This is a genomic window from Halorussus halobius, from assembly GCF_004765805.1.
Lineage (GTDB): Archaea > Halobacteriota > Halobacteria > Halobacteriales > Haladaptataceae > Halorussus > Halorussus halobius.
On the sequence record NZ_SBIU01000005.1, the window covers coordinates 286,105 to 300,741 of the forward strand.

The 14,637-nt window shown below is 71.3% G+C and carries 16 protein-coding genes; 6 read left to right on the top strand and 10 right to left on the bottom strand.

The genetic code is table 11. The features are described 5' to 3' along the window. Window positions 1-21: 21 nt before the first annotated feature. The gene (locus EPL03_RS15680) at window positions 22-1,569 is read left to right on the top strand and encodes an amidohydrolase (RefSeq protein ID WP_135830273.1); all 1,548 of its coding nucleotides are present in this window, start codon (window positions 22-24) and stop codon (window positions 1,567-1,569) included. Window positions 1,570-1,598: 29 nt separating this feature from the next. On the opposite strand, the gene menE is transcribed toward EPL03_RS15680, so the two are convergent. From menE to EPL03_RS15710, 6 genes are all read right to left on the bottom strand, one after another. Then, on the bottom strand, window positions 1,599-3,197 hold the full coding sequence (gene menE, locus EPL03_RS15685) for an o-succinylbenzoate--CoA ligase (RefSeq protein WP_135830274.1): 1,599 nt from the start codon (window positions 3,195-3,197) through the stop codon (window positions 1,599-1,601). Then, window positions 3,190-4,236 (bottom strand): mandelate racemase/muconate lactonizing enzyme family protein, encoded by a 1,047-nt coding sequence (locus EPL03_RS15690; RefSeq protein WP_135830275.1) that lies wholly within the window; start codon window positions 4,234-4,236, stop codon window positions 3,190-3,192. The genes menE and EPL03_RS15690 overlap by 8 nt, the downstream gene beginning before the upstream one ends. Continuing rightward, a complete protein-coding gene (locus EPL03_RS15695; protein WP_135830276.1) occupies window positions 4,233-5,174 on the bottom strand; it encodes a 1,4-dihydroxy-2-naphthoate polyprenyltransferase in 942 nt (313 codons plus the stop codon). Before EPL03_RS15695 ends, EPL03_RS15690 begins: the two co-directional genes overlap by 4 nt. Window positions 5,175-5,261: 87 nt before the next feature. Further along, entirely contained in the window at window positions 5,262-7,643 is a 2,382-nt protein-coding gene (locus tag EPL03_RS15700) for a heavy metal translocating P-type ATPase (RefSeq protein ID WP_135830277.1), read from the bottom strand. 4 nt (window positions 7,644-7,647) lie between these two features. Further along, entirely contained in the window at window positions 7,648-8,451 is an 804-nt protein-coding gene (locus EPL03_RS15705) for a sulfite exporter TauE/SafE family protein (RefSeq protein ID WP_168216282.1), read from the bottom strand. Between the two features lie 5 nt (window positions 8,452-8,456). Beyond that, window positions 8,457-8,693 (bottom strand): hypothetical protein, encoded by a 237-nt coding sequence (locus EPL03_RS15710; RefSeq protein WP_210425015.1) that lies wholly within the window; start codon window positions 8,691-8,693, stop codon window positions 8,457-8,459. A gap of 98 nt (window positions 8,694-8,791) precedes the next feature. Here EPL03_RS15710 and EPL03_RS15715 point away from each other — a divergent pair, with 98 nt between their 5' ends. The 5 genes from EPL03_RS15715 to EPL03_RS15735 are packed head-to-tail and all read left to right on the top strand — an operon-like array spanning window position 8,792 to window position 12,143. Further along, a complete protein-coding gene (locus EPL03_RS15715) occupies window positions 8,792-9,028 on the top strand; it encodes a hypothetical protein (RefSeq protein WP_135830279.1) in 237 nt (78 codons plus the stop codon). A gap of 1 nt (window position 9,029) precedes the next feature. Next, window positions 9,030-9,545, top strand: coding sequence for a cytochrome c oxidase subunit II (locus EPL03_RS15720; RefSeq protein WP_135830280.1), 516 nt, complete (start codon window positions 9,030-9,032; stop codon window positions 9,543-9,545). Window position 9,546: 1 nt separating this feature from the next. After that, a complete protein-coding gene (locus tag EPL03_RS15725; RefSeq protein ID WP_135830281.1) occupies window positions 9,547-11,265 on the top strand; it encodes a b(o/a)3-type cytochrome-c oxidase subunit 1 in 1,719 nt (572 codons plus the stop codon). Continuing rightward, on the top strand, window positions 11,256-11,453 hold the full coding sequence (locus EPL03_RS15730) for a CbaC protein (RefSeq protein WP_135830282.1): 198 nt from the start codon (window positions 11,256-11,258) through the stop codon (window positions 11,451-11,453). Before EPL03_RS15725 ends, EPL03_RS15730 begins: the two co-directional genes overlap by 10 nt. Before the next feature lie 3 nt (window positions 11,454-11,456). Further along, entirely contained in the window at window positions 11,457-12,143 is a 687-nt protein-coding gene (locus EPL03_RS15735; RefSeq protein ID WP_210425016.1) for a DUF7546 family protein, read from the top strand. Window positions 12,144-12,163: 20 nt separating this feature from the next. Here the strand turns inward: EPL03_RS15735 and EPL03_RS15740 are convergent, their stop codons facing one another. From EPL03_RS15740 to EPL03_RS15755, 4 genes are all read right to left on the bottom strand, one after another. Then, complete coding sequence (locus EPL03_RS15740) at window positions 12,164-12,400, bottom strand: hypothetical protein (RefSeq protein WP_135830283.1); 237 nt, start codon at window positions 12,398-12,400, stop codon at window positions 12,164-12,166. Between the two features lie 117 nt (window positions 12,401-12,517). After that, window positions 12,518-12,841, bottom strand: a complete 324-nt coding sequence (locus tag EPL03_RS15745) for a HalOD1 output domain-containing protein (protein WP_135830284.1) — start codon at window positions 12,839-12,841, stop codon at window positions 12,518-12,520. Window positions 12,842-12,897: 56 nt separating this feature from the next. Beyond that, a complete protein-coding gene (locus tag EPL03_RS15750; RefSeq protein ID WP_135830285.1) occupies window positions 12,898-13,563 on the bottom strand; it encodes a helix-turn-helix domain-containing protein in 666 nt (221 codons plus the stop codon). A 61-nt stretch (window positions 13,564-13,624) separates the two neighbouring features. Next, the gene (locus EPL03_RS15755) at window positions 13,625-14,545 is read right to left on the bottom strand and encodes a 1,4-dihydroxy-2-naphthoyl-CoA synthase (RefSeq protein ID WP_135830286.1); all 921 of its coding nucleotides are present in this window, start codon (window positions 14,543-14,545) and stop codon (window positions 13,625-13,627) included. Window positions 14,546-14,637: the final 92 nt, after the last annotated feature.

Here is a 14,637-nt window from a genome sequence, read left to right on the forward strand (position 1 = left end):
GTCGGGGCGCACTCCACGGGTATGACAGCGGCCGCAGACCGCATCTTCACGAACGCGACAGTCCGCGCGCTCGACGGGTCCGGGGACGCCGCCGAGGCGGTGGCGGTCCGGGACGGCGAGGTCGTCCGGGTCGGCGACGCCTACGAGGTCGACTTCCTGCGCGGCGTCGAGACGGACGTCGTGGACCTCGGCGGTCGGGTCCTCCTGCCGGGCTTCGTCGACGCCCACACCCACCTCCAGTATCTCGGGCGCTCGCTGGTCCACGCCGACCTCTCGGCGGCCGACTCGCCCGACGACTGCGTCGACCTGCTGGCCGAGAGTGCGGACGGCGACGCGGGCGACGCCGACGAGTGGATTCTGGGCTTTGGCTTCGACGAGAGCGCGTGGTCGGAGTCGCGGTACCTGACCCGCGAGGACCTCGACCGCGCCAGCGAGGCCCGCCCCGTCGCGGCGTTCCGCGAGGACATGCACATCGCGGCGGTCAACTCGGTCGCGCTCGACCGATACGCCGACGAGATGCCCGACGCGGACGTCCGGACCGAGGGCGGCGAGCCGACCGGCGTCGTCGTCGAGGAGGCCGTCGACGTCGTCTACGAGGCCATCGAACCGGACGCCGAGGGGACCCGCGAACTGCTCGACGCCGCCCAGCGCGAGGCACATCGGGTGGGCGTCACGGCCGTCCACGACATGGTCCGGGACTCGCGCGCCCCGCAGGTCTACCGCGAGATGGACCGCAACGGCGACCTCGCGCTCCGGGTGCGACTCAACTACTGGTCGGACCACCTCGACGCGCTGGTCGAGACCGGCCTCCGGACGAACCACGGCAGCGAGTTCGTTCGGGTCGGTGCGGTCAAGACGTTCACCGACGGGAGCCTCGGCGGTCGGACGGCCAGGCTCTCGGAGCCGTACGCCGATTCCGACGCCTCGGAAACCGGCCAGTGGGTCGTCGCGCCCGACGAACTCCGGGACTTCGTGGACCGAGCCGACGGCGAGGGTTACCAGCTCGCGGCCCACGCCATCGGCGACGAGGCGGTCGACGAAGTCCTCTCGGCGTACGAGACGACCGACGACCCCGGCGAATCGCGCCACCGGGTCGAACACGCCGAACTCGTCTCCGACGGGAACGTCGAGCGATTCGCGGACTCGGGGGTCGTGGCGTCGGTCCAACCCAACTTCCTCAAGTGGGCGGACGACGGCGGCCTCTACGACGCCCGCCTCGGGGCCGAGCGCAGGCGGAAGGCCGACCGGTTCGCGGACCTGCTCGACGCGGGCGCGCGACTCGCGTTCGGAAGCGACTGCATGCCCTTCGACCCCCTGTTCGGCGTGCATCAGGCCGTCAACGCGCCCGAGGACTGCCAGCGACTCTCGGTCACCGAGGCGCTCCGGGCGTACACCAGCGGGGCGGCCTACGCCGGGTTCGACGAGGACAGACTGGGAACCGTCGACGTCGGCAAGAAGGCCGACCTCGTGGCGCTGGAGCGCTCGCCGTGGGAACATCCCGAGGACGTCGAGAACGTCGACGTGGCGCTGACCGTCGTGGACGGCGACGTGGTGTACGACGGGCGGTAACCGGTCGAAGTCGAGCGTCGGAACGCGCCTCAGCCCCCGTCGTCCCGTCCGTCGGCCGCGCGCAGACGCTCCCGGACGGCTTCGCGCTCGACGGTTCCCGAGGCGGTCCGTGGCAGTTCGTCGGCGAACGCCACGGTCCGGGGGCGCTCGAAGCCGGCGAGTCGCCCCTCGCAGTGAGCGTCGACGTCCGCGACCGAGAGGTCCGCGCCGGCCTCGGGCACCACGAGCGCGGCGACGCGCTCGCCCCACTCGTCGTCGTCGAGGCCGACCACCGCCGCCTCGCGCACGTCCGGGTGGTCGCGCAGGGCCTCGACCACCGCGCCGGGATGGACGTTCTCCCCGCCCGTGACGATGCGGTCCGAGCGCCGATTCAGCACCCAGATGCGTCCCGATTCGTCCCGATACCCCACGTCGCCGGTGTGGAGGCCGTACTCGCCGAACGCCGCGTCTGTGGCCTCGGGGTCGCCGTAGTAGCCCGGCGTCACGGTCGGCCCCGAGACGACGAGTTCCCCGACCTCGCCCGCCGGAAGCGGGTCCGGCTCGCCGTCGTTCTCGTTCGCGCCTTCGCCCCCGGTTGCGTCCACGTCGACCACGGTCACGTCGGTCCAGAGCAGCGGCCGACCCACGGTGCCGTCGTGTTCGAAAGCCTCGCGCGGGCGGGCCGTGGCTATCTGGGAGGCGGTCTCGGTCATGCCGTAGGTCGGGTGGACCGGCACGCCGCGGTCGGCACACCGCGAGAGCAGTTCCTCGGGCGCGGGCGCACCCCCGAGCAGGACGAACCGGAGCGAGTCGGCCCAGTCCTCGCGGGCGTCGAGCATCCGGCGGAGCATCGTCGGCACGAGCGAGACGCCCGTGACCGCGTACTCGGCCACGGCGTCGGCGGCCGCGCCCGCGTCGAAGCCCTCCTGCAGCACGACCGTCGTTCCGTACAGCGCCGACCGGAGCGCCACCGACAGCCCGCCCATGTGGTACATCGACAGGCAGAGGAGCCACCGGTCGTCGGGGGTCACGCCGAGTCGGAACGCCGAGGCGGTCGCGCTCGCCAGCAGGTTCCCGGTCGTGAGTTCGACCGCCTTCGGGTCGCCCGTGGTGCCGGAGGTGAACAGCAACGCCTGGGGGTCCGACCGGGACCACGACGCCGACTCGAACTCGTCGGGCTCGCGCTCGGCCAGCGCGGCGACCGACGCCTCGGTCGGCGAGTCGACTGACGCGACCGGGACCTCACCGAGCGCGAGCGCGTCGGCCTCGGTGTCGGCCTCGCAGACCAGCAGGGTCGGCTCCGCGAGGTCGGCCTGCCGGGACAGCTCCGGGCGAGCGAGCCTGACGTTCAGCGGCACCAGCACCGCGCCCAGCCGCATCGCGGCGTGGACGAGCCGGACGAACGCGGGACGGGTCTCCAGCACCACGCCGAGGTGGTCGCCCGCGCGCACGCCGAGGCTCGCCAGCCGGCCCGCCGTCCGCTCGACCGCCGCGTCCAACTCGGCGTAGGTCCGTTCGGTCCCCGCCTCGGCGTCCACGAGCGCGGTCGCCCCGGGCGAGACTCGCGCCCGGTGGGCCAGCCAGTCGCTCGTCGGCCAGTCGCGCGCCGGTTCGGCGCGCGACCGGCCCGCTCGACGGGGGTCAGTCACGGTGCCCCCACGTGTCAGCAGTGCCGTTGCCCGCGCCCTGCGGGACCACCGCTCGGCCGTCCGCGACCGGCGCGATGTCCGGCCCGAGGTCGGATTCGAGCCGGCTGGCGGTCGCGAGCCCGCAGGCCGGTCGGTCGGGAATCGCGGCCGCGACGTGGACCGCGGCGGTCCGTGCGACCGACCCGTCGACGGTCGTGGTGACGACAGGCTCGACGCCCGCCTCGCGGGCGCGCCGGCCGGCCGCGACCGCGGGTCGCGGCCCGCCCAGCGCCATCGGCTTGAGGACGACCGCCTCGGGGTCGGCGTCGAGCGCGTCGTCGAGCGCGACCCGCGCCAGCGTCTCGTCGAGCGCGACCGGCCCCGAGAGCGCCGCGAGTCCCGCGATGTCGGTCGCGGGCAGGGGTTGCTCGACGTAGGCGAGTCGGTCGCCGACCGCGTCGAGGAACTGCTGGGCCGTCGCGCGGTCCCACGCCCCGTTGGCGTCGGCCCGGAGTCCGACCCCGTCAAGCGCGTCGGCTACGGCGTCGATTCGCTCGATATCGGCCGAGACGGAGCGCGCGCCCACCTTGAGTTTCACACAGTCGAAGCCCGCGTCGGCGGCCGATTCGGCCGCCGCGACCGTCTCGGCGACCGGGGCGTCGCCCACGGTGGCGTTCACCGGGACGCTCTCGATCCGGTCGGCCGAGCCGAGGTAGCGATAGAGCGCGACGCCCTCGCGGGACGCGCCCAGGTCCGCCAGCGCGAGGTCGAGCGCGTGGCGCGCGGCCGGGGCGTCGTCGAGGTCCGCGAGGACCGATTCGAGGTCCGCGCCCGCCTCGACCGCCTCGGCGGCTTCGTCGAGCGCCGCCTCGCACTCGTCGTCGCCCTCGGTCCAGCCCGACAGGGGCGTGGCCTCGCCCACGCCCACAGCACTGGCTCCGGGTTCGCTATCTCCGGACTCGACGCGGACCAGCAGCCCCTCGCGGCGCTCGACGGTGCCCCGCGCGGTGTCCAGCGGTTCGGCCAGCGGGAGCGAGAAGGGCCGCAGGCCGACGTTCACGCTATCAGCCCCAGCGCGAACAGCGCGGCGTAGCCCGCCAGCAGCTTGCCGGTCCGCTCCAGCGCGGGGTTGAGCGCCTCGCCTGAGGTGTCGGTCAGGACGGTCCGCGTGACGACGGCCGCGTACGGAATCGTGACCAGCGGCAGGAGGACCGCCGGCGAGTGGTCCCCAGCGAGCCAGAACCAGAACGGGGTGGCGTACGCCAGCGCGAGCATGCCGACGAATTCGGCCCGACTCGCCCGATAGCCGAGCAGGACCGCCAGCGTCGTCTTGCCGGCCTCGCGGTCGGTTTCGAGGTCCCGGACGTTGTTGACCACCATGATGTTCGTGGAGATGGCCGCGACCGGGAGGCTGGCAGCGAGCGCCGCGAGCGTGACCGTCCCCTCCGGAATCGCGGTCGGGAAGGCTCCCGCGAGGACGCTAGCGGCCTGCACGTAGACGGTGCCCGTCACCGCGACGACGCCGAAGAAGACGAACACGAACAGGTCGCCGAGCCCGTGCGAGCCCAGCGGATAGGGGCCGCCGGCGTACGCGATTCCCGAGACCACGCTGGCAAGCCCGATTGCGAGGATGGGGACGCCGCCCACCCACACGAGATAGACCCCGACGAGGACGGCCAGCGCGAAGGTGGCGTACATCGCGCGCTTGACCTGCGTCGGCGGGATGAGCCCCGACTGCGTGACGCGGGTGAACCCCTCGCGGTCGTCGGTGTCGACGCCCTTCACGGCGTCGTAGTAGTCGTTCGCGAAGTTGGTCCCGATCTGGATGAGGGCCGCGCCGACCAGCGCCGCCAGCGCCGGGAGCGGCGCGAACACGCCCTCGTGGACCGCGAGCCCGGTGCCCACGACGACGGGCGCGGCGGCCGCCGGCAGGGTGTGGGGCCGGGCCGCCATCAGCCACGCCTCCCGTCTGGAGCGTTCGGTTGCGACGTCGCTCATGTCGGTAGTTGCGGCGAGCCCGCCATAGCACCTGTGATTTCGGCGGCGCGGGCGACCGGCCTGAGTCAGTCAGGCGACCGGCCTGAGTCAGTCCAGCGACCGCGAGGAGTTGGCGACCACGAGCAGGCTGCTGGTGCCCATCGCCACCGCCGCGAACAGCGGATTGAGCAGGCCGAACGCCGCCAGCGGGATGGCGACCGCGTTGTAGAGGAACGCCCAACCGAGGTTGCGCCGGATGCGCCGATGGGTGCCCCGAGCCACCGCGAACACCGCCGGCACCGCGTCGAGCGAGCCGTCCACCAGCACCGCGTCGGCGGCGTCGCCCGCGAGGTCGGTGCCGCTCCCGAGCGCGATGCCCACGTCCGCAGCCGCCAGCGCGGGCGCGTCGTTGCTCCCGTCCCCGACCATCGCGACTGTCCCGCGCGCCCGCAACCGCTCGACGGTTTCGGCCTTCGCCTCGGGCGGGACGCCCGCGAACACCTCCGAGACGTTCGAGTCGGCCCGGAATCGGGCGGCCGCGCGCTCGTCGTCGCCGGTCAGCACGACCACCTCGCGGCCGACCGCGAGGTCGGCGACCACCTCGTCCCACCCCTCGCGGGGCGCGTCGCCGACCGCGACCACGCCTCGAACCCGGCCGTCCCACCCGACCGCGACCGGCACCTGTCCGGCGTCTCGGGCGTCCCCGGCCGCGCGCCGGAGGTCTTCGGAGCGGGAGAACCCCCGCGCGTCGAGCATGTCGGGGTGGCCGACCGCGACCGACGCGCCCGCGACGACGCCGGTCACGCCCCGGTCGTGAGTCTCTACGTCGTCGGCCTCGGGGAGGTCGCCCGCGTCGGTCGCGGCGTCGACGACGGCCTCGGCTATCGGGTGGGCCGAGAAGCGTTCGAGCGCGCCGGCCCGCGAAACGACCGCCTCGGCGTCGGTTTCGTCGTCCGCGGTGACCGTCCGGACCGTCATCGCGCCGTCGGTGAGCGTCCCGGTCTTGTCGAGGACCACCACGTCGGCGTCGGGCGCGGTCTCGAACACGGCGTCGGAGGCGACCACGACGCCCCGGTCGGTGGCCGCTCGAATCCCGGAGGCGACCGCCAGCGGCGTCGCCAGCCCCAGCGCGCACGGGCACGAGACGATGAGGACGGTCAGGCCCGCGAGCAGGGCGTCGGCGACCGGCGCGCCGCCGACGAGGCGATAGCCGAACGCGACCGCGGCGACGACCAGGACGGTCGGCACGAACAGGGTGGCGAGTTTGTCGGCCAGCCGCTGGACGCCCGACCGCGAGCTCTGAATCTCCCAGAGCAGGTCGACCAGCCGGTCGAGCGTGCTGGTGGCGTCGTCGCCGACCTCGACGACCAGCGGGTCGTCGGTGACGACGGTTCCGCCGAGGACGGGGTCGCCGGGGCGTCTGGTCTCGGGCAGCGACTCGCCGGTCACGAGGGATTCGTCGACGGCGGCGGTGCCCTCGACGACGTCGCCGTCGACGGGCACGCGCTCGCCCGGTCGGACGAGGACGCGCTCGCCGGGCGCGAGGTCCTCGACCGCGACGGTCTCGTGGTCGCCCTCGGGCGTCACGCGGGTCGCCTCCTCGATGCGGGCGCTGGTCAGCTCCGAGAGGCCGCTGGCGGCCGCGCGCTTGATTCGGTCCTCGTAGTAGTTGCCCAGCGTGACCACCACCACGATGGCGACCGTCACGTCGAAGTAGACGTGGGTCCGGCCGAGCGCGACCGCGACGGTGCTGTAGAGGTACGAACTGGTGGCCGCGAGCGCGACCAGCAGGTCCATGTTGGGCTGGCGGGCGTCGAGGCTGACGACCGCACCCCGCAGAATCGGGAAGCCGGTGTAGAACAGCACGATGGAACTCATCAGCCAGACGTTGCCGAACAGGTAGAGGCCGTCGAAGCCGCCGAGGTCGACCAGCGGCTCGAACCCGAGGTAGGTCGGGTAGAGGAACAGGACGTACCACAGCATCACCATCATGCCGAACACGCCGCCGCCGATGAGGAATCGGACCAGCCGAGCGTCGGCGCGCTCGTCGTCGCCCCCGCCCTCGGGGTCGCCGACGTCGTAGCCGTAGCGCCCGAGCCGCGAGCCCAGCGAGCCGAGGTCGGCGTCGTCGTGGGCGACCCGGACCATGTCGGTGGCGTAGCTGGCGTCCGCGCCGTAGACGCCCTCGGCATCGGCGGCGGCCGACTCGACGAACGTCTCGCAGGTCGCACAGTGCATCCCGTCGACCGCGAGGTAGGTGTACTCGGCGTCGTCGGGCGCGTCGTCGGTCCCGGTCTCGCGGTCGGCCCGAATCTCCTCGACGTCGGCTGACTCCACGTCGTCGAGGGTTCGAGCGACCTCCAGACAGCCCCGACAGCAGTAGCCGCCCGGAACCGCCTCGTCGGTCACCGGCTCGCCGCCGGTCGCCAGTCCACAGAGCGTACACTCGTCGGCGGCCGACCCGTCGGTGGATGCGGTGTTCAGGCTCACGAGTTCACCCCAGCGGTCGGTACTCCGGCGAGGGCAGCGGAAGCTGGACGCGCGGGACCGCCACGCCGAGCAGGTCCAGGCCGTGTGCGACCAGCAGGTAGCCCAGCACGACGAACGCCACCCCGAGCAGCCGGTGGAGGCGCGGGCTCGCCGACAGCGACCCGAAGACGGTGCCGTAGGCCAGCAGCGTCGGGAGCGTCCCGAGGCCCACCAGCGCGAGCAGCCCGGCCGCACGCGCCGGGTCGCCGAGCGCGACCGCGTACGCGTAGGCCGGATAGGTAATCGGACACGGGAGCAGGGCGTGGACCGCGCCGAGCCCCGCGATGCGGGCGTCCCCGACGAACTCGTCGACCCGGCCGGTCAGCGCCGAACTCACGCGCCCGAACAGGTCGTCGACGGGCCCCAGCGACGGGTGGGCGGTCGACCCGCCGACGTACGAGACGCCGGTGACCGCGACGAACCCGCCGGTCGCGAGCGCGGTGACCGCCTGCACGCTCCGCCCGACCGCGAACAGCTCGCCGGCCGCGCCGACCGCGAGGGCTCCGAGCCCGCCCAGCAGTCCGCCGACGACCGCGTAGCCGGCGGTCCGACCGAGGTTGAACAGCAGGTGCTGGCGGACCTGCCGGAGCGTCAGGGTGTCGTCGCCGGTCCCCTCGCGGGCCTTCAGCCGGTCGGCGTAGACGGTCACCAGGGGGCCGCACATCCCGAGGCAGTGCGCGCCGCCGAGGAAGCCGACCGCGAGGAAGACGACGGCGTCGAGGTTGCCGGCCGGAACCGGCCCACCGGTTCCGTGGAGCGGAGCGGCCATCGACGTCACGCGGTCGGGTCGTCGCTCCCGTGTCCGCCGCCCTCGGTCGGCGACAGCAGCAGATAGACGCTCGTGAATATGAGGACGACGTTTATCGCGGTGACCGCGCCCGCCATCGCGTCCTGAGTGAGCGCGAACGTCGCGACGGGCGCGAGCGCGAGCAGCGCGACCGCACTTAAGCTCCGGGGCGAACGGTTCGAGAGCGTCGACTTAAGCAGCGTCTGGTTCTCGGTGGCGTCCATACGGGACGTTCGGTCGGGTGTAAGTACGGCATTTCGCCGGTTTTCACTGGATGGGAATCGGGCCGTCGAATTTATATACTGTGTTCGTACTGCCGAGTATGTCGACCGAACAGGACCGACAGGTGCCGGCTCGGGCGACGGACGCGGAGGACCGTCCCCGAGGTTACGTCGTCGGGTCGGCACCCGAGGACGTAGAAAGAGAGCTGAGTCACGACGAGTTCGACCCCATCGGGACGCTGACGCTGATACTCGCGTACTTTGCGATTCTGTCCGTGATGTGGGTGTTCATGTACTTCGTGGAGTTCCTCGGACGGGGCATTACGGTGGTGGGATAACATGGAGATTCACGCCTACGAGAAGCTCTGGCTCGGTGCCGGACTGCTGTTGATCGTCGGATTCATCGGCACGGTCACGTACGGCGCGGTCGGCGCGGGCGTCGAGATGATCGGCGACGATAACCAGGCGGTCACCCCCGACGCGCTCGGCGACCATCCCCAGTTCGGCGACCCCGGCGTCTACGCGTCCGACTCGGGTGGATACGACGTGTACGTGGTCGCCCGCCAGTTCGCGTTCCAGCCGGGGACCACCGACGCGATAGAGGTCCCCGCCAACAGCTCCGTCACCTTCCACGTCACCTCGGCGGACGTCATCCACGGCTTCGAGGTGGTCGGGACCAACGCCAACACCATGGCGATTCCGGGCGAGGTCGCGACCCTCACGGTCGAAGTAGACGAGCCACGCGAGTACGGCCTCCTCTGCAACGAGTACTGCGGGGCGGCCCACCACGCCATGGAGGGGACGCTGCGAGTGGTCCCCGAGAGCGAGTTCAACGGGACGCAGGGGGGTGCCTGAGATGGCGACGTTCGTCGACCGATACCCCGACGAGGCGGCGGTCGTGAAGGCGACGTTCGCGGTCGCGTTCGCGTCGCTGGGCATCGGCGCGCTGTTCGGCCTGATTCAGGCGCTCCACCGGACGGGCTTCGTCCGGTTCATCAGCTCGGCCGACTACTACACCGTCCTCACCGGTCACGGCGTGTTGCTCGCGCTGGTGTTTACCATCTTCTTCCTGATGGGAGTGTTCACGTGGGCGATCGCGCGGAGCCTGGAGCAACCGCTGCCCAACATCAAGCTGACGTGGGCGTGGTTCGGGCTCACCACGACCGGCGCGGTGCTGGCGGCGGTCGCGATTCTGGGCGGACTGGTGCCCAGCGTGGACATGAGCGCGGACGTGCTGTACACCTTCTACGCGCCGCTGCAGGCCCATCCGCTGTTCTACATCGGGCTCGCGATGTTCATCGTCGGGACGTGGATGGCCGGCGCGGACTGGTTTCTGGCCTTCCGGGAGTGGCGGTCGGACCACCCCGACGAGCGCATCCCGCTCCAGACGTTCATGGTGCTGACGACCACGCTGATGTGGTACCTCTCGACGCTCGGGGTCGCGGTCTCGGTCGTCGCCTTCCTCATCCCGTGGTCGCTGGGCATCTTCGAGACGGTCAACCCGCTGTTGACCCGGACGCTGTTCTGGTACTTCGGCCACCCCGTCGTGTACTTCTGGCTGATGCCGGCCTACCTGCTGTGGTACACCGTCCTGCCGAAGCTCGCGGGCGGCCGGCTGTTCAGCGACCCGCTCGCGCGAGTGGTGTTCGTGCTGTTCCTGTTGCTGTCGACGCCGGTCGGCATCCACCACCAGTACCTCGACCCCGGCATCGCGGAGGGGTTCAAGTTCATCGCGATGACGAACACGATGTTCCTGCTGTTGCCGAGCCTGCTGACCGCGTTCACCGTGGTCGCCAGCATGGAACACGGCGCACGCCAGCGTGGCGGTGAGGGACGACTCCGGTGGCTGGGTGCGCTCCCGTGGCGCGACCCCGCGTTCACCGGGATGGCGCTGGCCGGGCTGATGTTCGCGGCCGGCGGGTTCTCGGGCATGATAAACGCCGGGATGAACATCAACTACCTCGTCCACAACACGCTGTGGGTGCCGGGCCACTTCCACATGACCGTCGGGACGGCGGTGGCCCTGACGATGATGGCCGCTTCCTACTGGCTGGTGCCCCAGCTGACCGGGCGGCGACTCTACAGCCGCCCTATCGGCCTGCTACAGGTCGTGCTGTGGTTCATCGGCATGGTGTTCATGTCGAACGCGATGCACCGCGCCGGGCTGGTGGGCATCCCGCGCCGGACCGCCGAACCCCAGTACCAGAACTTCGACTTCTCGGCCGCGTTCGGGTCGGTCGGGGAACTGCGCATCCAGATCGCGCTCGGCGGCGTCTTGCTGTTCGTGTCCATCGTGTTGTTCCTGTTCAACATGCTGCTGTCGTCCATCGAAGACCCCATCGAGAACCCGGTCGACGACAGTCTGGTCGAGCCCCTCTCGGGGGCCGACGCGAGCCCGCTCGTGCTCGACAATCTCCGGCTCTGGACCGGCATCGCGGTCGTGCTGGTGATACTCGCGTACACGCTCCCGCTGGGGAGCATCATCGCCGACGCCGGACTGCTCGGGGATAGTCCGGGCTTCCCCGTGGTCGTCGACTGGTTCGGGGCGCTCGCGGAGGTGGTCGGATGGCCCTGACTCGCGCGGGCGTCCTGGTCCTCGTGGGGTTCAGCGTCCCGGTCGCCATCGAACTCCGGACGCTGTTCGGCATCTTGGGGGTCGAGCTCCCGCTGGTCGCGGTAGCCGGATTCGAGGTGGCGTTGCTGGCCGCCATCGCGGTGGCCTACGGGATGAGCGCCGACTCGAACCGTCCCGCGGGCAACTGACCGATGTCGCCGACGCCGTCGTTCCCGAGCCCGCGTTCCGCGTCGGTTCCGGACGCCCGGCTGGAACGGCTCGCGCGCGTCGGCCGGACGCTGGTGGGACTCACCGCGGTCGAGGCGGTCGTCGTGGCGGCATCTCTCGGGGCGACGGGGGCCGAGGTCGTCTCCTGGCGGTACCTCGTCTACCCGTTCGTCTGGATAAACGCCGCCGTGCTCGCGCTCGCCTACGCGCCGATTCCGCGACCGACCGACCGCCGGACCGCGGGCGCAGCCGCGCTCGCGGCGGGGTACTTCCTCGTCCTCTGCTGGGTCGGGGGTCTGGTCTCGGCCGGCGGGGCCGCCGGAATCGGGACGATCGAGGTGTTCGCCGCGACGCCGGGCTGGGGGCCGATACTGTCGGTCACGGGCGGCGCGGTCCACGTCTCGGCCGTCCCGTTCAAGCTGGTCGGCTACGTCGGCCTCGCGGCGCTGGCCTACGCCGCGCTCGCACGGACCACCCGAGGCGCGGCGTCGGCCCTGCTTGGTCTGGCCACCTGCGTCAGTTGCACGGGGTCGGTGCTCGCGACGGTGCTGGCCGGGACGCTCGGCGGGTCGTCGGCCGCGGTCGTGGCGGCGACGAGCCAGTCGTACGACCTCTCGACCGCGATGTTCGTAGTGGCGGTCGCGACGCTGTGGGTCGCACTCCGGCGGTAGAAGCGTCGAAAAGACGTTTTTCAGCGGACTTGGCTCGGATTCTGTGGACGGAGCAGCTTCGAGGCCGCGGCGACGAACGCGACCAGCGACGCGCCCGACAGCACTGCGACCGCGAGGCCCGGCGACCCCGATACCGGGAGACTCAGCGTCGATACCGCGGCGTATCCGGCGACGGCGGTCAGCAGGACGCCGACCGCACTGAACACGGCTAGTGCGAGTTCTATCAGGCCGATCCGGGAGCGTAACGCTCGAATCATGGTTCGAGTGACCCTACGGACGAATCCCTCATCAATCGCGGACGCGATTTTCACGTACTGAGAACGACCTCCCGGCGCGCGAGCGAGACGACCCGGCCCACGGCCGCTCCCGCCCGGTCAGTCCCCGCTGGCCGCCAGCGCGGTCCGCGCGACCGTTATCCGGCCGTCGCCGTCGACCTGGACCTCGTGGCCGTGATAGGTGAACGTCACCCTGCCGTCCGAGGCGCGCGACCCGGAGTCGCTCCCGTGGAATATCGCGTCGAGCGCGTCGGGGTCGATTACGCTGTACAGCGGCTCGAAATCGCCCTCGTCGGCGCGAACGAGCGACAGGGGGTCGGTGTCGGACGCGGCCGCCACCGCCGCGATTACCCCCTCGCTGAGCGATTCGGACGGCGAAACGTCGTAGGTGAACGTCGATCCGGGAACTGCCTCGTCGGTCATCGCGTCCAGTTACTCGCGCGCGACGGGTCAACTTCCCCGTTACCTATGCAACCCGCTTAAGTCGGGTCGGCGGAGTCGCCCGTCAGCGCGTTCTCGGCCATCGTGCGGTAGGCCCGACGCAACCGGGCGGCGAACGCCTGTCGGCTGATGTCGAGTTCCGACGCGAGCGCGTCGAGGTCGGTCCCGCGGGGCTGGTCGTAGTACCCCGCCTCGTAGGCGAGCACGAGCGCCTCGCGCTGTTCGGGCGTGAGACCGAACCCCCTCTCCGAGGCGGCCTCCGAGAGGTGGCTGAGTCGAGCCAGCGAGACCGGGATGTCGTGGTCGGCGCAGTACTCCTTGAACGCCGATATCGCCTCGGTCCGCTCGGCCCGGAGCTCGAAGGTCCAGCCGCTCTCGGAGCCGCACGCGGAGACCACGGTCACGTCGGTCTCGGCGATGGCGCTCATGATGCCCAGAAACGCCGGCTCCCACTCGGCCCGGAACAGGCCCCTGTCTCCCAGGTTCTCCATCAGCACGACGGACCGCAACTCGGGGGCGTCGGCGAGCAGGTCGCGGACGGCCGCCATGTCGACGCTCGCGCCCCGCACCCAGAAGTACGGCATGACCGTGTCGGCGCTGGGGACGACTCGGTCCAGTTCGAACACCACGTTCGGGAACGACGCGAACGCGCGTCCGAGCGGGAACTCGCCGGCCGGAAGGGTGAACTCGGCTATCGAAGTCACGGACGGTCCCTCACCGAAGATTCGCCGGCCACACTGTTAAGCCCTGTCACGGGGCGGCGGCTCAGTAGTGCCAGTCGAACTCGTCGAACTCGGGGTCCCGGCCCTCGACGAAGGCGTCCCGGCCCTCCTGGGCCTCGTCGGTCATGTACGCCAGTCGCGTGGCCTCGCCCGCGAACACCTGCTGGCCCACCATCCCGTCGTCGGTCGCGTTGAACGCGTACTTGAGCATCCGCATCGCGGTCGGGCTCTTGGCGTTCATCTCCTCGGCCCACTCCAGGGCGACCTCCTCCAGTCGCTCGTGGGGGACGACCTCGTTGACCATTCCCATCTCGGCCGCCTCCTCGGCGTCGTAGTTCTTCCCGAGGAAGAACACCTCGCGGGCCTTCTTCTGGCCGACCTGCTTGGCGAGGTACGCCGAGCCGAATCCGCCGTCGAACGACGCCACGTCGGGGTCGGTCTGCTTGAAGACCGCGTGGTCCTCGCTGGCGATGGTCATGTCACAGACCACGTGGAGGCTGTGGCCGCCGCCGACCGCCCACCCGGGGACGACGGCGACGACCGGCTTCGGGACGTGGCGGATGAGCCGCTGGACTTCGAGGATGTGGAGTCGGCCGCCCGTCGCGGTCCGGTCGGTTCCGGCGCTTTCGTCCGGTTCGCGGTCGTCGCCCTCCTCGCCGCGATATTCGTACCCCTCGTCGCCCCGGACGGTCTGGTCGCCCCCGGCGCAGAAGGCCCACCCGCCGTCCTTCGGCGAAGGGCCGTTGCCCGTCAGCAGGATACAGCCCACGTCGGTCTGGCGCTTGGCGTGGTCGAGCGCGTCGTAGAGTTCGTCGACCGTCTCGGGCCGGAAGGCGTTCCGGACCTCCGGGCGGTCGAACGCGATGCGGACCGTCCCCGAGTCGACGGCGCGGTGGTAGGTGAGGTCGTCGAACTCGGGTCCCGCAGGCTCCCACGCCTCGGGGTCGAAGATGTCGGACACCATGTGTCGGCGTGGGGTCGGCGGCCCCAAATAGGTTCCTCGTTCGCGCGACTACGGATTCTCGAACGCCCTCGGCACACTCACGATTGAGACAC